Source organism: Candidatus Lokiarchaeota archaeon (genome assembly GCA_014730275.1).
In the GTDB taxonomy this organism is placed as follows: domain Archaea; phylum Asgardarchaeota; class Thorarchaeia; order Thorarchaeales; family Thorarchaeaceae; genus WJIL01.
The window spans coordinates 19,986-41,494 of record WJIL01000001.1 but is presented as its reverse complement, the minus strand read 5'-3'; the positions used below and the strand labels follow the sequence as shown (position 1 = coordinate 41,494).

Sequence of the window (21,509 nt, the reverse complement as noted above, 5' to 3'; positions counted from 1 at the left end):
GTTTCGGATCATTTGGAATACGATTACTTAGCCAGAAATATCCGTTGTAGCTATCGAGTAATCTTGAAACAACACTTAACCCAAGACCAAAGCCTTTGTCACTCGTCAAACCGAATCTCTCTGTTGCTTGGGCTTTCTTCTCATCAGAAATCCCCACTCCATGATCTGAGATGCGAATGTGAAGGAAGACTGGATTGCTTTTCCATGGTTTCCATTCCAGCTCGATAATCTTAGGTGTCTGTTTTGTATACTTTATCGCGTTTGTGAAGAGGTTGACAAATACATCTGCCAGTAATTCATTCGCCAAGACTGTTGGATTCTCAGGTGCGTTTGTATCCTCGACTATCAAATCCACGTCACCTACATTGGTGTCCGCTATGGCGGTTTGAATGCTGTCTTCCACGACTTCTCGAAGATGAATTGGTTGTAGCTGCATTTCTTCTCCGGGCACAAGCGTGTTCCTGACTCGCTCCACGAGTTTCTCTGCTTCTTTCATTTGATTTCTCGCAATCTGAATAGATTCTAGATGATCTGGGTTGATGTTCAGCAGCTCTAGCGCCATTCTTGTATTGGTTATGTGATTCCGGATATCATGAATCAGTAGATCCAGAAGTAGATTGCTTTCGCGTTGCGACTCTTGGATTTCGTCAAGATGTAAGGCGGTCTCAATCGTGAAGGCAAGCGGGAGAATGAAGTCTTCTAGCTCCTTTTGATATCGCTCTAGATGCTCTATCAAATTGATATCATTTACTTCTATAACGAAATCGAGATTCTTTGTATCGCCGGGTATGACCAATGCATTCTTGTAATCATGTGCTTTCAAGGCTTCTTGGTGCTTCTCTGAGAGGTTCTCATTCTGGTTGTCCTTAGAGGTAAATATCATAGGCCCTTCTCTTATCGAGGTCTCATAGATATCAGCGAGATAGGGTCGTGTTGGTTTCCAAGTTATGGGCTCATCCTCAAAAGGGCTGAACATTTCCCAAATCCCTGGTCCCTTCCTTTTTGCTATAATTGCGTCCCCCCCTGTGAGGTCTACCATCAAATCCATAATCAAATTCAATATCGAACTAGGGGAATGACTTTCAACCAATTCACTGAGAATGTATCTTAGTTGGGAATACTTCAGAGCATTTCTTTCCAGCTCGGTCATATTGACATAATTCACTGGTGGATTTTCTTTAGGCTTCGTCATCAATATCTACCCCATCTATTTCTGGCTTTGACCAATTCTTCCAAAAGTTCGTTAGGCACATTCTCTGGGATGTCTCCGTGATGATCACATATGACGTAACCCCCTCCTTCTGCCGCTGAGTCTATGCACCTCTTAACCTGTGCTTTTGCTTCCTCAGCCGACCAAGACGCCATGGCGAGGTTGTCCAGATTTCCAACAAGGGTGGTCTTTTTTCCATATTCTCTCTTTATTTCTTTCAAATCATCATTGCTGGATACTGTGACTCCCGGAATCCCTATTTCCTCCACCAGAGTAGGCAAGATGCTCCTAGATTTACTTCCAGCAAGAGCGTATATGCATGGCCCCTCTACTTTCCTATAGTATTTCTTATCTACCTCCAACGAAAGATGCCGATATTCAACAAGGCTTGTGATTTGGCCTGTTGCAACAGGATTGAAATACGCCAAAGCAGTTGCATGATTCTCGAACAAGTAGTTTGATAGTTGAACAGAATATTCAAGGAGGCGTTCCACAATTTCTTTTGCAAAATCTGGTCTGCTCACGATACATTCTATCCAATTCTCGAAACCAAGCAACATAACTGGAAGCGAAAATGGAGCAACAATGGCATTGATTATGGGCACGCTGTCCCCTTTTGCATCATACAGGATACGTTGTGCTTCAATTATTGGATCGAACACGTCTGAGGTTGGTTCTGGCAATTCTGTTGCTCTTAGATCTTCAGCAGATTCAAACACTGGTTCTCCTGCTTCTGGTGGGCCATGAGTTTTGACGCATGCTTCTCCGCCGAAAGCTTCGACCTCCTTTGCTGCGTAAAAGAACGGGTACAAGCAATCATGTCCAAGTTGCTCCTGCAGTTTGAGTTGTCCCTTTGCAAGTAATTCTGCATTCGAGAAATAGTCTCCATAGCTCTTGCCAACTGCATGCGCCCCGTGGACGGTTGTCAGAATGAATATTGGAACCTTGTCGGGTTCTTCGTGTTTCAGTGTTGTTGCTACCCTTTCAATAGGTTTCATCATCTACTATCCCCCAGCAGAATCATTGCTTTTTCAACTGTATCAAAGGCAAAACCTGAACAATCATCTGCGCCTACTTTCTCACAAAGCTCAGGATTGATTGAGAATGGAGCTCCTCCCACGAGAATCTTAGGCTTCTGCGTCCATTCTGTTTGTTCAACTAAATCTCGTAAATGGGGGAGTTGTTGTATGGAGTTCATCATCAATGCGGATACAGCTATTATGTCTGCTTCGGTTCGTTTTGCATGGTGTATGAAGTCTTCAAGGCGAACATCGTTGCCTAAGTCGTGGACTTCAAAGAAGGGACTAAGGAACCGCTTGACAATGTTTTTTCCAAGAGAGTGTGTATCCTCACTTACAGTTCCCATGACGATGGTGCCCTTGGGGCTCTTCCCTTCTATTTCGGGGCGAAGTCGAGTGTTTGCCAATTCTTCAGCGATTTTGGAAGATACATAAACAGATGTCAGTGGGATCTCTTCTTTCTCCCATAAATGTCCAATTCGATCGAGAACTACTTCGAAAACTTTGAGCTCCTCTTCAGTACAAAGATTAGCTTCTTCAAACCATTTATACACGGAATCTTTTAGGCCTGTCCTGAACAAATCGACAAGTCTAAGGATTTCATTGTTGGGCACGGGTTTTTCCTGTGTCATTTATCCAGCAGTCCTTTCGCTTTAACTTGCTATTCTTTGACTTACTATTTGCGTTGTTCATGGCCTACTACATCAGATTCAGGAACAAGATATCGTCTATCTCGCATTTTAGGCCTCCCATGATCCTGTTTTATATTTTCTGTATATTTATGAAATATTATGGTAAATTATGGTTTCTCCGCTCCGAAACAAGGATATAGCTGGAGACGCATTCCAATTGGCAAGCGGGTAGATCCATCTAAACCTGCAAATTGGAATCTCTCATAGCCTTGATCCTATTCCTCCCTTGTATGAATTCAAATCCGACTGTGTCTGGTGAATCCTGAACACGCGTATGTTTCCATACCTTCCTTCTCTAGTTCATCCAGTATCAAATTGAGGCCAATGGAATCAGAACTCATATGCCCTGCAATCACGACGTAGAGGCCTTCCTCTTCACACTTCTCCTTCAACTTATCGGGCAAATGCATGCTGATGATTGTACTTACTCCTGCTCGGGCAAGTTTTGGAATCGCTTTTGGTCCTGGGGAAGTTCCGCCAGTGAAAAAGACATGCTTCTCTCCTACGGAGCCGTCTTCGCTACCAACAAGAATCTCCGGCCCAGCTCCAACTTTCTCTGCAGCTTGATATTCTGGAAGCTCCAGCAGAACGTCGGCCAGCTCACCTAGCGTTTGTGGATCCTTCTCTTCTAGGAACTTCTTGATGAATTGATAGCCTACTGAGTCAGCAGGAGTATGAGCGCACATGAAGGGCAAATCGAGCAATCTGGCCGCATCGATTGTTCTGGTATGATTTCTTGCTTTAAGGCTAAAATGAACCTCTTTCAATCGTTTAGCCATTGCGGATTCAGCTTGTGCGATAGGAACACCCAGGTTCGCCCACTGCTCTGGTTGAAGTTGCATCACCCAGTCGAGCTTAGAGGAGCCAATCCCGTGCGGATGATGGGCGAGAACCATATCCACGGGTTGCCCTTTCTCGCTTAGCCTGTCGGCAAGAACTAGCTCACCCGGTGAAATATCAACGCCACAGAGGATGCTCTCCACTTCCCGATTTTCGTCGCCATAGAGCAGACGGCAATCAGTATATGGGTTCCAAGTCACATCCTTGTCAGCAAGTTCTTTCTTCTTGCCTTCCAGTTTGTCTAGCTTCTCCTTTGATTTCTCAAGGATTTGGTCGATTTTCTCTTTGCTTCGAGGATCTGCTTCGATTCCCATTTCAACGATTTTGTGATAAATGTCTCCTAGTTTCATATTCCTTTGAGAGAAGGTGCTGTGCATCAAGCTTTCGGTGACAGTAGACTCTGAAACTACAATCTGTGAATATGATTCTTGTCCATAATGAAATAAGGCGCAAGTTGTCCTAACATCACGGTTGAAGATCATGACAGACGATGAGAAACTCTCGATTGAAGAATTCCACAAGAAGATAGCTGTTGAAACAAACAATGCCATTTGGCCTATTTTAGACAAAGAAGACCCATCGGAAGGGGAACTTGAGGATGCCCTGGACATGGCCCATACTTCGCGCTATCATTGGAAGATAATTGGGAAACCGATCAACTTGGCGCGCGCTGATTACATGATTTCACGTGTGGCGTCTGCGATGGGTCGGGCTGAATCTGCTCTGCACCATGCAAAGCGCTGTCTTGAGATAACAAAGGATACGGGCGTTGGAGATTGGGATTTAGCATTTGCATATGAAGCCATGACCCGAGCCTATGCTGTTGCTAAGGATAGGGAGAAATTCACCGAATACATGGAACACACCCGAGAAGCGATTTCAGAAATTGAAAGCAAGGAAGACAAAGAAATAGTACAAGGTGAGCTGGATAAGATTTCGTTTCCAAGTTGAAACAATGCAATCGTGATTTTCTAAAGAAAAAGATGATAGAGGACAGGCAAGGCCAGAAACCTGACCTGCCCATCCATTGTATTTTTGGTTGCTACGCTGCTCTTTTCCTCCAGAAGTACACACCAACGACTACCACGACGGCAGCAGCGCCAATACCACCGGCAAGGAGAAGTCCATTTTGTGACAGCCAATCATCGCCTGGTGGTTCGCCTCCATCACCACCTTGGTATTCGAGCGGTGGAGGAGTTTCAAGGGTGTTCGTGGTATGCGGCGTAACAAGTATGTTAAAGAAACCCTCTTCAACTTCGCTGCGGTCAATCTCAAAGACAAACAACATCTCATTGCTGATACTGCCGAGCTCGAGATAGCCATCTCCAGAGAGGGAGCCTGTGAACACATCTTCAAGATCATCAGTCCAATCAATGTAGTGGCTGCAATCATCTACATTCTGGTAAAGATATGCCTCCCATGAGTCAACATCGTGAGTATAGATTGAGAAGTTGTACCAAGTACCACGGACAGCACTAAGACGGAACACATATGTTTCGGTTGCGTCGGCCGGGTCTCCCAGTGTGAAGTTGGACCACACGGGAGTACCAGTCACGGTTTCTGAGTTGGTGGCATTGATGAATCCTTCATACTCTTCGAAGGTGATTTCGTAATCCACCGTGTATTGGTGATACTCTTCCCCAATGCCTGCCGTGTTGTTATTGACTTGATAGGGTGTCAACACAATTATCCCATCACCCTCACAGAACATCGAATAGGACGTAGTGTCAGTTCCAAGTTGGAATGAAGTTGTATTGGCACCGAAGGCAACCCAACTCGTTCCAGACTGTTGATTCCCAAGGGTCATGTCATCCGCCAATTCATTTCCGCCGTAACCGTTGAGATAATCTATCTCAGACTTGACACTGACATTATCGTGGGTCATGAGGGTAATATTGCTTCTGTAGAACGTTAATGGACTCGTATCGACCCGAAGTCCAATAACGTCACCGGCATCAACAGCAACACTACCGGCACCATCTAGAATCGGCCCAAGATTGAACTCGAAACGACCAATGGCACCTTCACCGCCTGAGGCAGTAACTAAGTAGTTTCCAGCCGGCAAGTAGTAGGTGTTTGCATATTCGATTTGACTGCCGAAACCAATCGACCGACTAAAGCTAATTTTATTCTCAGTAACCTTCCAGATTCTCCAACTGAAGCCCACCATACCTGATGAGCCATTTACCCGGAGTACGGAGTCCTGAGCGAGCGGCAATCTGTAGGGGTATCTCACACCTCCAGATAGTAAATTCTCGATGTAGAATTCTTGGTTCTGAGGCAGCATCGGTACGTTTGGTCGATCATGATGGAGGGTGTACTCTATCTCATCGAGACCCTCGATTGTAAGGTAATAGCTTTCGTTTGCCCACGAGTAATAATGGAACTCATCGGAGTAAGGATCCAAGTAATCCTGCCATCTCATATGACCCATTTCATATGTAAAAATACCACCAGTAATCAGGATTTGGGCCGGGTCAGGTCCACCATTTCCATCCTCGGGGTAGTTCAAAGCATATCTAATCCGGCCAGGGTGTGTGCTGTTGGCACTGAACTTGTATGTCCTGGCAACGGGCGGTTTCTCTTGGTAGACCTCTGAACCATCTTCTTTTACAACATCTTCACTTCCCTCTAGAGTATCTTCTATGGTCTCCCCAAAGAGAACTTCTTGGGGGACAACAGACTCTATGAGAATATCCATGGAAATCAATCCGTAGTCTGTGTTGTACGGAAAAATCAAGAATGTATACATGCCTTCACCTGAGGGAAGACATGGCATCTTAACGATATTTGCTCCTTCGACGAATTCGAAGCATAGAGGCCTCCCGTTAGGGTCGAGTATTCCAAATTCAGCTTCTAGGTTGTCCTGTCCACCAGCTACTTGAATGTGGAGAAACTCCTCATCGGTAAGATTGAACGTGCCCCAGTTGATCAGACCAGATTCCAACATGACGCTAAATTCCTCGTTGAGCGTCATTGGAAATACCGCACGTTTCACCTTCATACCGATTTCTACGTCATTGGTAGTGTTTTCGAAATCCAAGAAATCGGGTAAATAGGTTCCTTCATGAAGCCAACCAGCATCCATTTCATAACGTGAACCGAAGTCGAATTTGTGTTCCCTTGGACCATCCGCTGCATAAGGCCCGGGTGTATCCCAATTTCCCATCTCATAATCTATCCGACTGTAAACAACATCCTCGTCATGAGTAAGGAATGTTGTATCCGCAGACGATAACGGCGGTTCGTCGGAAAATACGTAAGCATGCCCGTTTGCTGCCCTTTCGAAGTCTTGACTGTGGGTCTCGGTGATAGCTGTGACATACGCGGCGTCAACAGTCGCTATTGCGGGCCCCAGCAGGGTTACAAATAGTAAGATTAGAGTTAGTACATATCTCCTCCCATTTCTTTGCATGGGCGTGCACCTCTTTGATTTTGATTTCATAGACAATCTATCAGTTTTAACATTTACTAGAGTAGTTTTGACCATCTTGTGTTAACCTCCTTGTTTTCAACCTGCCCTCCGTTTCCTCATATAGAGCAGAGCTCCAATCGCCACAACACCACCGACACCAGCTGCTGCTGTGGCTATCATAATCCAGGGAATCTCTGGAGCTGGTTCAGGGGGTGTTGAAACAGGTATTACCTCAACTTCCACAGAGTCGCTCACGGAATTACCGCTCTTGTCATAGACTGTTAGAGTGAGTGTATGTGTGCCAACTTCTAAGGTGTCTACAGTCACAACTATTCTGGAGCCTCCCCAAGAACCCTCCACTATGACTGAATCGTTGCTGATTACCTCAAATCGATCGGGATATGCATCAGTTGGGTTCCACACAATCTGATTATTCGTCGTACCTTCTATAAAGGCCATATCTGCGGGACTGTCTATTGTCGGGGATGCATCATCATCAATTACAAGAATGATGACAGTATCTGATGCTTGGTTTCCGTCAATATCTCTGATTACAGTCTTGAGCGTATGCTCTCCTTCTGACATGCCATCGATGTTGATTTGAAGCGTACCAGTGGACCATGAACCGGAATCCCATTCCTCCTCATCAAGATATGCGGTATAGGTGTCCGGATGAAGATCTGATACCTTCCATGAAAGCGTCTGCCCTGAACCATCAACAAAAGCCTCCGTGTTGGGAGTGTTGCTGATTGTCGGCTTGGTTCCATCGTAGACGTGAATAATCACCGTGTCACTTGCTGAATTGTCTTCAATATCCCACACAGTAAGCACTGCGGTATGGGTGCCATATTCAAGGCCATCAACTTCCACAGTTATATTGTCGTAATTCCACGCGTCAGAATCCCAAGTGTCACCATCAATACTGACTGACCATTCTTTGAGATAATCATCGTAGGCATACCAGATGATTTCATTGCCTGTGGAACCCTCTGCGTAGTAGATGTCTTGGGGCTGGTCTATGATTGGCTCGGTGGGCAAGTACTGCATTGGATACCTATCCTGGGTATCACCATCTACATCATAGGCTCCTGGTGGAGCATAATCGTCCCACCAATTTCCTGTATCGACGCCATCATCCCAGAATGTTCCCACATTTTCGTCTTCACCGTTGGCTTCGTGATTGAGAGCAATGATATTGTAGTATATATCGGGAACCGCTGGTGTATCAACATATATTCCGTAGCGATAATTCCAGCGAATCGTGTTATTGCTAACTAACGACACATCATTATTGCTAATCCAGATGCCGTCCTGATTGTTTTCCAAGGTGTTCAGTGTGACATTAAGAGCATTGATTGAGGAACCACCGTAACGAATACCATGCCCCGTGCAGTATCTAACAGTATTGTTCTGGATAGTAACGTTGTTTGCTCTGTCAATGTAAATTCCATAGGTTGCATTCAAAATAAGGTTGTCCATAATCCGAATATACTCTGTGGTCTGTGGTGTTATGTACATGCCATATGAAATCGAATTATGAAACTCGTTGTCCAAAATAACGCCGTCAAATGAGTCATAGACGTATAGATGTCTGTAATTGTGGTTGAAATTGCAGTCTTCTATCCTAACTCTGTTAGAATCTATGATTTGCAGGCCGTAGTAGAAATTACCGTAACAAGCTTCGATTGATGAATTGGCCATCTCAAGCCCATGGGAGTATTCGGCTATTACCCCATAACTCCGCCCTATTCCAACATATTCAATGGCATCTAGTGAAGCGTTTTCACTTCTATAAAGACGGATACCTTGAACATTGTTCGTGGATTCAATATTGGAGACCGCGCAATTGTCGCTATGCATGAGTTCGACTGGAATTGTAATCTGATTGAAAACCCCGTCGTGCACATTCATATTTGTACAATTCACTAGGAATATCTGCGCCCAATCACCTGCTGTAATGTCCTCCCCATCAAGGTGGATTCCGAAGTAAATGTCCATACCGTTGACTGTGTTGTTTTCGAAGACATGCTCATAGTATCCTATCGGGTGCGTAGGATTCCAGAAGAAACCGCTTCCTGTTACCGCGTTGTTTGTTATATTGCAATCTTCCATAAGGCTAAGCGATACACCGTAGTTAGCTTCTGCATCTATGGTATTGCTGTCTATTACACAGGTCTCCATATCAGAGAGATCGACTGCAGTTCCAACTGCATCCTGAACGGTGTTGTGCATTATGCTGGTGTTCACACACGAATCAATTTGTATTCCGTCCTCAGAATGGTCAACAGAGTTGTCATGAATGATTGCTCTATCACAGTCGCTTATCGATAATCCATTTTCTTCAGAATAGCTTACCTGATTATCCATAATCGATGCGTCGTCGGCAATATCAATACGAATTCCATCGTCGGTTGCATAGCTCACTGTATTCCGATGAAATACCAAATTATCTCCGAGATTGTGGTAGAAGCCATATTCGTCAGCATATTGGACATGATTGTCTGTCGAAGTGAGGTTCTCGCAAAATTGGGTATATACCCCACTTTCTCCCGTATAGGAAATGAGATTATTTACGAACGTGATATTATTACAGCCATCGAAATAGACTCCTTCGTCTCCAGTATTCGAAATATCACTGTTTTCCAAAGTAAAATTGTAGACGTCGTTGAGATTCAGTCCGTAACCGCCTGTATTGGATACCGATAGGTCGGACATTGACAAATTGGCCGAATTATCAATGATGGCACCATGAACAGCAGCATCGGCTATTGTACATTCTGTGATATCCAGATTGTTGCTTCCATCTATTTCCATACCAACAGAGCTACCCGAGCTAAATACAGTATTGTGAAGTACGGTATGATGCATCTGCTCTGCATCAAGCGCCTCTGAGTTGGAAGCGGTGATGTCTGAGTCTTCTATCAGAATATCAGTTGATTGTGATAAATGAAGCCCCCCAGCACCGTTGATAAACAAGTTGTTGAACGTAAGGTGATGACAGTGGCTGACAAGCAGATCGTACCCACCATACAGAGTTTCCGATAAGATGCTTGTGTCATTGCAATATGACAACCAGAATATGAAGTATCCGACATTTCCATATACTGTGTTCTGCGAAAGGGTCAGATTGTGGCTTTCTATTCCATATACCACACGATACTCGCTTTCTAACCTGTTGTTTTCTACTGAGCAATATGCCGAGTCGCCTAGATAAACTGCGTAGGCTAGCCCGCTAGTTGTGGAATGAGCTGCAATGTCCGAATGCATGATTTGCGTGTTATTGCAATTATCAAGATAGATTCCCCCTCTTGCAGAATCGACAGTTATATACTCGATTGCGGCCGCAGTTGTGTTGGCCAATCTGACTGCCCATTCCAACGAATCTTGGGCCAGATAGCAATCCTGGATTACAAAGGATGCGTTCGTGTTTATGATACTGATTAAGTGCTCATCCACATCGTAAGTGATGTTCAACTCGGAAATCACATAGGGATCCGCAGGTGTTCCTGACCCTGGCCAACCTTGTGTCTCAAAGTCCGAAGTTTCGTCAATTACGATTGGCACATGCGGTGTGTACTCACCTGGGTCTAGTCGTGAGCCGGGTTCCTGTGCCGTAGTAAAAGGATTACTTGCCAGTGGTACTGATTCAGAAATGGGCCATCCGATACCCATTATCAGAATCGGTTGCAATACTAGAATTGTCAGCGCAATGATAGCTATTGAATTTCTCTTCACTGTTTTTCCCTCCTGTAGTAAAGGACGCCAGCAATCACAAGAACAGTCCCTCCTATCGCGGCTCCTATGAGCAAGACTGTTAGATAGTCAAGCGGTTGTTCTGGTGTGGTTGGCTGCGTGGGTAGAACCGTCACATTCACAGAATCTGAAGCGCTCTGACCACTGCCGTCATAAACCGTCAAGGTGAATGAATGAGTACCAACATCAAGACCATCCACATTGAGTGTTATTCGGGATCCTCCCCAATTCCCTTGCTTGATTTCTGTCTCATTGCTTGAAATGACGTAATAGTCTGGATACTCATCAGACGGTGACCATACGATGGAATTTCCAGTCGTATCCACGACATACATGAGATCCGGTGGGCTGTCGATGGTTGGCCCCTCATCATCTTCGATGAATCTTACATCAACAGTATCGGTAGCTTCGTTCCCATCCACATCTGTAATTACGATTTGGAATTGATGAATTCCAGCTGCGAAACCATCTATATCCACTTCGAGAGTGCCTGATGTCCAAGTTCCGTCTTCTAGCTCGCTACCATCGACATAGACCTGATAGGTTGCAGGATTTAGATCGGAAACCTCCCATGAGAGCATTTGATCTGTTCCATCAACGAATGCGATTCTATCGGGAATATGGTCGATTTCCGGTGCGGTGTCATCAAAGACATGAATCAGCACTGAGTCTGTGACATTATTATCATCAAGATCTCGCACCATGATTATTGCTTCATGCATTCCGTATGGGAGCCCGTCAATATTTACAGATACATTATTGTAATTCCAGGCGCCTGATGCCCAGAGACTGCCATCTATTTCCACAGTCCAATCTCTAAGATTGTTATCAAAAGGCAGCCATGTTATCTTATTGCCTTCCGACCCTTCAGCATACCAGATGTCCTGCGGATTGTTGATAATCGGTTCTGTCTCAACATATTTGTAGGGCCAGCGATCTACGGAAGTTCCGCCGGGTATATCGTGAACACCTGTGCCATCATAGTCGCCCCAGTAGTTGCCCCCATCAGTACGGTCATCCCAATAATCCGCACCATCATCATATCCGTTGTATATGGCATTCAAGGCAAATGTGTTATTGTAAATCCACTGATCGTCATTTGTAGTGGTGATATATACACCGTAGGAATTCCATCTTACTGTGTTGTTGTATATGTACCATGTGAAGGAGTCATCCATTCTTATTCCATACTGGTTATCATGAATGGTGTTGAACGTTACATTGTTATCGTCAGATTCCGAAGACGAATGAATGCCATAAGTATTCCACATAAACACACAATCATTGACAAGAGTATCGTAGGTGAAAGTGAACCTGACCCCGTATGTAGCGTTGATGAAGTCATTTCCTTGTATAGTTCCATCAGAGACCGAATAGGTGAATATTGCAGAACCTGTGATATCTGAGAAATGACTTTGCTCAACTGAGTATGGGTTTGTGTTCCTGATGGAGATTGCATCTCCGTCTAGTTGCGTAAACGATCCGTTGTACACCGCCAAACCATCTGAATAGTCGGCGTAAATTACGGCCGTATTCAACCTGCCTCCGAAAATGGAATCCTCGATTGTAAGATTAGCGGTCTGATAAACCGACACTGGATACCATAAATCTGACAGGTGAACATTTGATATGTCGATTCTCTCTGAATGATAAATCAAGAAAGCAGAAGTGCTCCACGTAAACACACCACCATTGATGGAAGAGTCTGAGCAATTGACCAAAATGATTTCACCGTAATCCGCTCCATCGAGACCAAGTGCCTGTTCATTAAGGGCATAATAGACGGGTTTCTCATTTACGTGATTCTCGGCAAATGAGTGATTGAGGTTAGCAATGGACTGCCCATTACTGAAATAGAAACCACACTCCGTCATGTTGTTGCCTTCGAATAGTCCATTGGTTGAAGAATGAATATAGATTCCAATTGTTGAGGCTCCGATGATATTGTCTTCCAATTCTGGATTCACAGCACTATCTATGTAAATGCCATAATCCGCATTACCGATGGTGTTGTTGCTGGCAGATATATTGGACCCTGTGAGGTAAATCCCATCATCCACATTGTCAATGTCATTCTTAGAAATATCAGCTTCTTCTGCACCCGAATTTATTTCGATTCCTGTACCACAATCCATGATTTGATTCGAATCAACAAAAGCGTCATCTCCAGATATCTGGATAGCTACGTCTATCGAGTACAGTTGATTATCAAAGACACTCACATTGTTGGCATTTGAGGTTGCCTGGATTCCTAATGGAGAGTCGTACACTAGGTTTCCACTTACTGTGATGTTTGCGCGATCCACAATTATTGAGCGAATTCCAGAGCCGTTTACAACATTATTAGAAACAACTGTTCTGGGAGACATCGTCACGTACAGACCGAACTCATCTGAATCTGCACAGGTATTGTTGAATACCAAACCGTCAGGTATTGATTGATGCGCAATGAAGTAATTATGAACGTCTTCTATGATGTTCCCTGTCATGTTTACATTGGAACCAGACATCGTGAATATCCCGCCCCAAGTGTTTTCGATGTAGTTGTTGCTGATTGTGAAGTTCTCCACCGCTGTTTGAAAGACAACCCCCGCACTTGATGGATTATCCATTATTTCGTTGCCAGATATTATGCCGTTGGCTGAATCTCCAGTGTAAATTGGATGACTGCTAACGTTGCTAATGTGGTTTCCTACAATTTCTATCCATTCGTCGCTATCAAATTGGATACCTCGACTGCCTGCGTAGCGAATTTCGTTGTTTTCGATAATCGTGTATTCAGAGAGTACAAGATGGATTCCATTGGTTCCCGATTCTTCAATGGTATTCCCATTGATTTCGCAGAAACTGCTATTCTCCAGTCGAACACCAAAATTCGTTGTGCGCAGAATTTGATTGGATGAAATCATAGTGCCATTTGATTGATAGATGAGAGCACCAATCGCTCCTGCATCTGTTATCTCGTTGTACTGCACCTCGATTCCGCTACTCTCTCTGACATAAAGCCCATATCCTGAAATCCGATTATGCTCGATTTCCACATTCGCAGAGCTGAGAACGTTCAAACCCTCTGGGGTCTCGACATTTGCATCAACGTAGGATATGGTAGAATTGATTGTGTTAACGAAGTTGATTCCGTTTCCTTTCGAAGATACTGTAACGAATTCAATGGCAGCATTTGTTACATTCTCTATGTGAATTCCCCAACTGACTGACAATTGACCAAGATAGCAGTCTCTGATAACGAAATACGAATCTACGTTATAGATTCTAATCAGCACTTGGTCTATATCGTAGGTGATATTGAGATCAGATATCACAAATGGGTCTCCTTCAGTACCAGTACCAGGCCATCCTTGGCTTTGGAAATCCGTCGTATCATTGATATAGATGGGAACATGGGGTGCAAGATTTTCACCTTCTAGTCGAGTTCCAGGTTCTTGCGCTAAGACGGTGCGTGCAGGTTCCACACTCAGTTGATTCGTTGGCACAAACTGCGTTTGAACAGGTAAAATTAGCATGATTGTTATGAAGAATAAGCTCAGGATTTTCCTCAAGGGTTTTCCTCCTCCGTTGACGCGACAATTTTCCACACTCATCATCCTCTCATGATTGAGTTCCAGTGTAACTCCTACATCCGAATTACTTTGTCGATTCAGCTCCGCACGTGCGGTAGAACCTTGATTCGACAGGTGGAATCTCAGCCATTGGACCATTAATGGTGTATTTTGTTGGAAAACTAAAATACATCGTACCTAATAAATCTCAGCTGCGCTTAGTAGCCTCTTTGTATGTCGACTATATTGAGGAAATTCTCTCTTTTGGTTGTGAATTGTCGTATGTTCTCGATTACTTCATTCCACCGCCTGAGGTCGTTCATAGGCGATGCACCTCGGTGTGGCGATAGAACGACATTTTCCAGATTGTGAAATGGATGCTGCTCTTCATCGTAAGGGAACTTACGGTCTTTCTCATCTGGTTCTGGTTTGTATTCGTACCAGACATCAATAGAGGCACCCTTGATGGCATCATTTTTTAATGCTCGATAGAGGGCACCCTCGTCAACAACATCGCCTCGTGACATGTTAACCAAGAAAGCCTTCTCTCCAAGAAGCTTCAGCTCTTCTTCTCCAATCAATCCTTCTGTCTTGTCTGTCAATGGGACTGCTATGATGAGAGTGTCTATTGCTTCCAAGAACGCGTGAAGATTTGGAGGGGTGTATCTTGTGATAGGTGTGGGTAAATCATGCTCGTTTTCCCAGCTGGTCTTGAGGACGGAGAACTCGAGCCTGAAACCACTGAGGAATCTGTGTACTTTGCTGTTTACTGCTCCATACCCCAGCAATCCCACATGCCTTTCTCTCATTGGTGTTGATTGCGCTTGCTCATCTCCCATCCGCCATTTTCCTTGGGTCATCCAATTATGATGAGGTATTACTTTATTCGTCAAAGCAAGTAAGAGAGCTACAGCATGCTGGGCGGTGAAATAGGAATTCCCATGGCCATTCACCAATGTGACATTTCGTGAAGGATCCAAAGATCGAAATTTATCAAGAAGGTGCTGTACTCCAGCTCCAGGATTTATGTACAACCGAAGATTCTGGGCGGTTTCTAGCAGGTTCTTACTTGGCCTCCACCCAACGATGATATCAGCATCGGGAGCGTACTCGATGTAATCCTCTTCATCAGAGCTCTCTGGAAAAATCAGGTTGGCCCCTTTCACATCTGCAAGGCCATCTACTATGTATTCCCGAAGATCTTCACGCACATCCCAGATGAAAAGTACAGTAGTAGCTGATGCTCCCACTTTCAAGACCTCTCATCCAGTCATCTCAAGATGTCTTATTACTCTGACCATGGGTACTTCTCCAGTTTTTCAACGCAGTACCTGCTCGGTTCGTTCCTTGAAGTCTTCATATGAACTGACTAGGCTGGTGTCTTCAACCAGCTGATTGCGATAGTTGGCTTCAAATTCCATACACAGATTTCGTAAGGATTGTCTCAGGCTTGGTGTTTCAAGTGTTGCTACAAGTATGAAAGTGGTAAGTACACCATGTTCTATTATGATCTTGACATCACCATGGTCAATTCGTTCTAGCTCTTTCTTTGAAGCGAGCATATCCTGCATCAGGCTAAGTATTCCAGACAAGGCCGAGCCCATAAGCTCAGAATCCACACTTTGCGGGTATTCTTCAAATCTCTGAGCAATTACAAGATTCCCTTTCTTGTCTAATATCAACAAATCTAATGGTCTCGCTTCACTGAGTATCAACATTCGTGGATTCACCGCCACAGAGTAAGCAACCATCAACAACCCAAGCCCGTATGGAATAGGCCAGAGATCACCAATCCAGCCTGGCACTCCGGGTACATTCCCAAGAACTACACCCAACGGCCCAGCCATGAGCCATACAAGAAAGCCTGAGAAATGAAGATGAATCTGTCTCTCATTGTCATGATGCCCTAGCCGACTAACCCGCCTACCATATCGAATGAGCTCTACTATGAATAATCCAAAGGCAATGGCTTCAATTACGAGTGGAAACAGAGCAGACCAGCTTTCCACTTCAAGTTCTGCCAATAATGCCGCTCCAGCAAGAAATGCAATAACGTTTGATCGGGGAGGAAGAGTCTCGTATTGTGAATACAGTACCGCGAAGTACCAGAAAATGAAGCCTCCTACAAGAAGGAAGGCAAGTAAAAGATTGGACACCCAAATCGTTTCGCCACCGATGTTCAGTCTCCAGTTTCTGAATGGCATATACACCTGGTCAAGCAGCATATCCCATGCCATACCTGCGAAGCAAGCTATTGCGAGGATATAGAGAAAAGAAGTCAGTAGCCTGTTCCTCCACCAAGATCGAAATATTACAGCCATTGCAATAAGGCTGATTGCCGCAGAACTGAAGAGGAGTGCAATGAGTGTAGGCGATGCCATCGTCTATCACAGTTACTGTACCTTACGAGCATTCCTCCTAATAAACCGAATTTGGTGAAACCCATTATGTTTCAGGAGGCGGGAATTCGTAGCAGGTAACGCCCAGCACTGATTCGATTCTATCAATAGGTAACGATTCTTCTGATCCCGTTGTATTTACAAGTCCTATCACAATAAGACCCGGAATCTTTTTTCTAACATCTCTGATTAGACTCTTTGACCGGAGTACATATTCTTTCTCGGAATCCAATACGATGATGGCCACATTGGGATTCGCATCAATGAGCTTCTGTTCGAACTCGGGATCTTCCTCATCGAGTATGCGAGCTTTTGATATTTCTCCTATCCATTTACTTGCTGTGTCTACACTTTGTTCTTCACTTCTCAATAGGTTGCTAATCCCGACAAGATCCCTATCTGTTTCACCGATTACAACTACTCTCAAGCAAACCAAGCTCCATTGTTCATTTGACTCTTAGGAACCGCTCTATGTATTAGTTACGTTCAATCAAATATGTTTAGGGTAATCCAGCATATCGTAGCTGAACTCGTAGCTACTGAATGAATACCTTTGGTATGAAAATATCGAATATTGGTGGATTAACGGACTTGAGCGAAATTTTCCAGCCATGAGCCTCAACTATTTTCTTTGCTATCGTAAGCCCAAATCCGGTGTTCGAAGGGCTTGTGGTGAAACCCCGTTTGAACAGGTTCTCCTTATGTTCCAAAGGAATCGGCTTTCCATCGTTCATTATTTGCAGATGGATTCCCTCGTTTCCCCTCTCTTCACTGACTTTGATGTTCTCGGGCTTCCCATGCGTTACGGCATTATCGAAGATATTTCGAAATACTTGGAGCAACTTTGTCCTATCCGCCTCGACGGTTGGTAGTTCCTCCTGCGAATAGTCGATGGTTCTTGGTAGTACAGTGCTTGCTACTTCCATCAAAACCTCGCCAAGGTCTACATCAGATTGCTTTTGAACAACTTGTCCGGCATCGGCGAGCTCAACACTATACTTGAGCAAATCTCCCATATGAGATATTATGCGTTGGGCTCTTCGATACATTTCTTCGTCATGATCTTGATGATACAAATCTAGGTATCCACTAACTTGGTGCAGACGATTTGATAGGTCATGGCTCATTGCATGGGCAAACTCACTTAGCTCTTCTCTCTGTTTCCTAAGCCTTTCTTCTACTTCTTTCCTTTTGCTGATGTCCCTTACAACGCAGATGAGCCCATCGTCTTCAAGAAGAGTAAGCGATACTTCCTGTGGGAACTCTTTACCATTTTTCTTTCTGCCGACTGCTTCGCCCTTCCAATGCCCGTTTTCGTCGAGATAGGGCATTATTTCTTGTTGGAATCTGTCTCGCTCCTCGGGGCCATATAGGACTTTCCACGATAGTCCCAGGAGGTCTGCAGGCCTCGAATACCCGTAGATATCGGCATGAGCATCATTGAGGTAGGTATATTCCCGGTTCTCGTTGAGAATAGCAATACCGTCTATTGAACTATCCATTGCCTTGAAAGCTCGTTCCAGCTCTTGTTGGGTCTTCTTCTGTTTCGTGATATCTTGTGCTATCCCAATTGTCCAGAGGGGATTGCCATTATCATCTCGAACTACTGTCACGGTTAGGTTAGCCCATACTATATCTCCGCTTTTGGTGATGTACCGTTTCTCCATCTGATAGCGATCTTCGTCTTCGGCTAGCATTCTGTTGAGGAGCTCATAGTCCTTCTCTAAATCCTCTGGGTGAGTCACCTCTGTGATTGTCATATTTTTTAGCTCTTCTTCGGAATAGCCAACCATATCTTGGAATTCAGGATTCACCTCGATGATTCTATCATCTAACCCTACCAGATTAATCCCGACCCGCGCATTCTCAAAAATGCTTCTGAAATGCTCTCTCGGCCATCCTGTGCGCAGTGCCAGGGATTCTTCCCGCATGACTTCGCTGATGATTATGTCCGTTGCTTTGAGGGCAGCTTTAGGAAATCTTGTTTGATCCGTGATGATGAACATGCTGTTGCCTTCAGTAACAGGGATTTGCCCTTTCTCCTCAACATTTTCTTCAATAACGACAATCAAAATGGCGCAAATGTCACATTCGTTGCACAATTCGCAGATGTTTTCCACAAGTGACGTGCTGGATGCTTTGACGTCCGTTATAACGCCCACAAAATCATTATTTTCTAAGAGCGTACCTAGGTTCTCAATCGTGGAGGACTGCATGATTTCAAAACTCAGTGGTGATTCTTTGAGTCTATTATCAATTGCAGAACGGAGAGCGTCGCTCTCTCCTACGTACAAGATTTTCCTGCCCAGTAGCATACCCTCCATGTGTTAACCTCTTTAGGTGGGGGGCTTTGAATACTTTCCAATAGCTAATATCCTAATAGGATATATTAAAATCCTTTTGGTTTGCAGGTCAGATGGCGCTAAAAAGGAGTTCCTGATAGGTCTATCAATGCAAAGCTTAAATCCTGACGGGACTCTTCAATATCAAACAAGGAGGAGACCCTTTTGGAAATCCCCATACTCTCCGGAATAATTACAGGTCTGAAAACATTCTTCAAAACACGTCGATACGTGGCATATCTAATCGTATTCGTCACAAGTATTTTTCTGTCATTTTTTGTATCCTTCCTGCTAAGCTACTTCGCAGGAACAAGCGTAGAAGTAATTCTGGTGAATGTGTTTGTTTACCTAGGTGCTACTGGCACGATCTACTTCATGCTTGGTTCTTTGTTCACTGGCTTAGGCTTGGATAGCTTATGGATAACACGAAGAGCAAGAGGAAGAGCAACAGAACTCAAAGGTGTAGCCTGGATTTCTGTTTCTTTCTTCATTTCTGTGTTTCTTTCTATCTTCGTGGGACGTCTTGCACTCCTATTCTTCGCTGTTTTCTGCTGGGTTGGCTGGATCGCCTTTCAAGCATATCTCTCAGCTAGGACGAGTCTGCGACTTGCCACCATAAGTGAACCAAAGAAAGGGGGACTGGCTATGGGCTTGGGAAGCTTCATCTTATTGCTGATTGGTCTAGGTCTTATTGCAGCTGAAGCAATAGCAGCCCTGTATCTGATTCCCAACAATATCTTAGGAATTGGTACATTCATCGAGTCAGCACTTCCGCTGCCAATGCCAAACGCGATGGAGAACATACAGATTCAGTATAATTTTGTGCTGCTGGCATATGCATTCTTTGGATTATTTGCGCTGGCAGTTCTTGCAGCATTTGTGAAGTATGGTGGTAGAGGTGCAGCGCTCAATATTTCGCTCCTGACCCTTTTCGTTGCGGTGTACGGTGGATACTTCCTGTTCAACATACTACGAAGAACTGAAGCACCAACAATGACCGTAGTAGATATTGGGATGTCGTTCTTCTTCTTGATTTATGCTATGAGCGGTATTGGACGCACAGTAACTGAAACTGTTGAAGAATCACGATCGAGGCTTCGTGATTTCGGACCACTTTTCACATTCTTCTTGGCAAGTGGTTTCTTCTTTGTTGACAGCATCATTGCTGTTACTGCCGACGCTGGCTCTATGCTCAGTCAATGGTTCTTTGCCGATTGGGATGCAGCTGTCAATTATGCTACCTTCATCTTCAGAGATGTTGCAAAGCTGATGGCCTTCCCAATTGTCTCAATGGGCACAATTCTGTACTACTTGAAAGAGGAGCGCCTTGAACGTATCATTTCACAAGCGAGAGCTGAAGGTGAATACTTCGAAAAGGGCGAAGTTGATGAGGAAATAATGGAGGCCGCTCCAGAAGAAGGAGAAGCTTGGCCAAGTGAACACGCTCGAGGTATTGAGGAAGGAAAGCCGGGACATGAGCTCTCAAGTCCTGACCCAGGTCGACTTTCAGTGGACAGAAAGAAGGCTCGTTTCAAACCTGGAAAACGATTGGGAGAAGAAGAGGAAGAAGAGGAGTAGAACTCCTTTTCTTCTTCACTTCGGCGGGACTATGAGTTCTGAGAAGGCTTGAGTATGTAGTATAGCTTGTAACCCGCATAAATCCAAAACGGGTAAAGCAATATCTGAAATGCTGCAAGCGCATCGATAAGACCAGTAGTGTTTTGAGATTCGAAAGAGAAGATTCCTGAATTAATCATGAGGTCTCTTCCTGATGTAACAGCGGGCTGAAATGGGATCCAGAACCAGTCCATATACCCCATGTTAAGATACAATGAGGTACTAGTGAACATGATGGTACACAAACTGAAAAGCGCAAGAATCTGTCCTGCTCTTCGGTTGCTGTGTCCTGTGAGCTTAGAACCCAAGTATTGAGAAAGCATTGCTAAGCCTATAAGTAAAGGCGGATCAATCAGGAATGTCATGCTGGCGCCGACCAGTTCAAAGCAACATTGTGGAAAGAGCAGCTATTCCTAGAAGGAAAGCTATGATTGCGCAGTTAACACAAGCTCCCTCTTGAAGCTCCTGCTTGTCTTTATCTGTCAGCTTATCAGACTCGACAACTTCTTCTTCATTCTCTTTAGGCATACTATAGTCTCCTATTAACTGAGCATATCAATGATTGTATTAAAGGTAGTCGTTCCCATGTTGGATTATTGTTGAAAAACTTCATGACCAGCTTGTTTGAGATTGTTCTCGCTCAGAATTGTATTGTTGCACAATAA

General features: G+C 44.4%; 15 protein-coding genes. 2 read left to right on the top strand and 13 right to left on the bottom strand.

Annotated features, from left to right (window positions below; translation table 11 throughout):
* From GF309_00145 to GF309_00130, 4 genes are all read right to left on the bottom strand, one after another.
* Nucleotides 1–1,192: hypothetical protein (locus GF309_00145; GenBank protein MBD3157170.1), on the bottom strand; the 1,192-nt coding region annotated here is incomplete at its 3' end.
* Nucleotides 1,192–2,211, bottom strand: coding sequence for a hypothetical protein (locus tag GF309_00140; GenBank protein MBD3157169.1), 1,020 nt, complete (start codon nucleotides 2,209–2,211; stop codon nucleotides 1,192–1,194). The genes GF309_00140 and GF309_00145, both read right to left, overlap by 1 nt.
* A complete protein-coding gene (locus GF309_00135) occupies nucleotides 2,208–2,861 on the bottom strand; it encodes a hypothetical protein (protein MBD3157168.1) in 654 nt (217 codons plus the stop codon). The genes GF309_00140 and GF309_00135 overlap by 4 nt, the downstream gene beginning before the upstream one ends.
* A 296-nt stretch (nucleotides 2,862–3,157) precedes the next feature.
* On the bottom strand, nucleotides 3,158–4,111 hold the full coding sequence (locus GF309_00130; protein ID MBD3157167.1) for an NGG1p interacting factor NIF3: 954 nt from the start codon (nucleotides 4,109–4,111) through the stop codon (nucleotides 3,158–3,160).
* A 130-nt stretch (nucleotides 4,112–4,241) separates the two neighbouring features.
* On the opposite strand from GF309_00130, the gene GF309_00125 reads away from it, so the two are divergent.
* Nucleotides 4,242–4,712: a hypothetical protein gene (locus GF309_00125; GenBank protein MBD3157166.1), complete on the top strand. Its 471-nt coding sequence runs from the start codon at nucleotides 4,242–4,244 to the stop codon at nucleotides 4,710–4,712.
* A gap of 91 nt (nucleotides 4,713–4,803) precedes the next feature.
* Here GF309_00125 and GF309_00120 read toward each other — a convergent pair whose 3' ends face one another.
* The 7 genes from GF309_00120 to GF309_00090 all read right to left on the bottom strand — a co-directional run bounded on the left by GF309_00120 (nucleotide 4,804) and on the right by GF309_00090 (nucleotide 19,209).
* Nucleotides 4,804–7,176, bottom strand: a complete 2,373-nt coding sequence (locus tag GF309_00120; protein MBD3157165.1) for a hypothetical protein — start codon at nucleotides 7,174–7,176, stop codon at nucleotides 4,804–4,806.
* Nucleotides 7,177–7,272: 96 nt separating this feature from the next.
* Entirely contained in the window at nucleotides 7,273–10,911 is a 3,639-nt protein-coding gene (locus GF309_00115) for a hypothetical protein (protein MBD3157164.1), read from the bottom strand.
* On the bottom strand, nucleotides 10,908–14,645 hold the full coding sequence (locus tag GF309_00110; protein ID MBD3157163.1) for a hypothetical protein: 3,738 nt from the start codon (nucleotides 14,643–14,645) through the stop codon (nucleotides 10,908–10,910). Before GF309_00110 ends, GF309_00115 begins: the two co-directional genes overlap by 4 nt.
* A 59-nt stretch (nucleotides 14,646–14,704) precedes the next feature.
* A complete protein-coding gene (locus GF309_00105; GenBank protein MBD3157162.1) occupies nucleotides 14,705–15,742 on the bottom strand; it encodes a hypothetical protein in 1,038 nt (345 codons plus the stop codon).
* A 63-nt stretch (nucleotides 15,743–15,805) separates the two neighbouring features.
* Nucleotides 15,806–16,867, bottom strand: coding sequence for a hypothetical protein (locus GF309_00100; GenBank protein ID MBD3157161.1), 1,062 nt, complete (start codon nucleotides 16,865–16,867; stop codon nucleotides 15,806–15,808).
* 64 nt (nucleotides 16,868–16,931) lie between these two features.
* Nucleotides 16,932–17,312, bottom strand: coding sequence for a hypothetical protein (locus GF309_00095; protein ID MBD3157160.1), 381 nt, complete (start codon nucleotides 17,310–17,312; stop codon nucleotides 16,932–16,934).
* A 109-nt stretch (nucleotides 17,313–17,421) separates the two neighbouring features.
* Nucleotides 17,422–19,209, bottom strand: coding sequence for a PAS domain S-box protein (locus tag GF309_00090; protein MBD3157159.1), 1,788 nt, complete (start codon nucleotides 19,207–19,209; stop codon nucleotides 17,422–17,424).
* Between the two features lie 183 nt (nucleotides 19,210–19,392).
* Between GF309_00090 and GF309_00085 the strand changes: the two genes are divergently transcribed.
* Nucleotides 19,393–20,805 carry a hypothetical protein gene (locus GF309_00085; protein ID MBD3157158.1) on the top strand — a complete coding sequence of 471 codons (1,413 nt, stop codon included), beginning with the start codon at nucleotides 19,393–19,395 and terminating at the stop codon, nucleotides 20,803–20,805.
* Between the two features lie 29 nt (nucleotides 20,806–20,834).
* Here the strand turns inward: GF309_00085 and GF309_00080 are convergent, their stop codons facing one another.
* Entirely contained in the window at nucleotides 20,835–21,209 is a 375-nt protein-coding gene (locus tag GF309_00080; GenBank protein MBD3157157.1) for a hypothetical protein, read from the bottom strand.
* A gap of 16 nt (nucleotides 21,210–21,225) precedes the next feature.
* A complete protein-coding gene (locus tag GF309_00075) occupies nucleotides 21,226–21,372 on the bottom strand; it encodes a hypothetical protein (GenBank protein ID MBD3157156.1) in 147 nt (48 codons plus the stop codon).
* Nucleotides 21,373–21,509: the final 137 nt, after the last annotated feature.

Coding starts and splice junctions, on each gene's coding strand:
- GF309_00135 (MBD3157168.1), bottom strand. CDS start 2,861: ATGACACAGGAAAAACCCGTGCCCAACAATGAAATCCTTAGACTTGTC.
- GF309_00125 (MBD3157166.1), top strand. CDS start 4,242: ATGACAGACGATGAGAAACTCTCGATTGAAGAATTCCACAAGAAGATA.
- GF309_00075 (MBD3157156.1), bottom strand. CDS start 21,372: ATGCCTAAAGAGAATGAAGAAGAAGTTGTCGAGTCTGATAAGCTGACA.
- GF309_00090 (MBD3157159.1), bottom strand. CDS start 19,209: ATGGAGGGTATGCTACTGGGCAGGAAAATCTTGTACGTAGGAGAGAGC.
- GF309_00100 (MBD3157161.1), bottom strand. CDS start 16,867: ATGGCATCGCCTACACTCATTGCACTCCTCTTCAGTTCTGCGGCAATC.
- GF309_00130 (MBD3157167.1), bottom strand. CDS start 4,111: ATGAAACTAGGAGACATTTATCACAAAATCGTTGAAATGGGAATCGAA.
- GF309_00140 (MBD3157169.1), bottom strand. CDS start 2,211: ATGATGAAACCTATTGAAAGGGTAGCAACAACACTGAAACACGAAGAA.
- GF309_00110 (MBD3157163.1), bottom strand. CDS start 14,645: ATGGTCCAATGGCTGAGATTCCACCTGTCGAATCAAGGTTCTACCGCA.
- GF309_00080 (MBD3157157.1), bottom strand. CDS start 21,209: ATGACATTCCTGATTGATCCGCCTTTACTTATAGGCTTAGCAATGCTT.
- GF309_00120 (MBD3157165.1), bottom strand. CDS start 7,176: ATGCAAAGAAATGGGAGGAGATATGTACTAACTCTAATCTTACTATTT.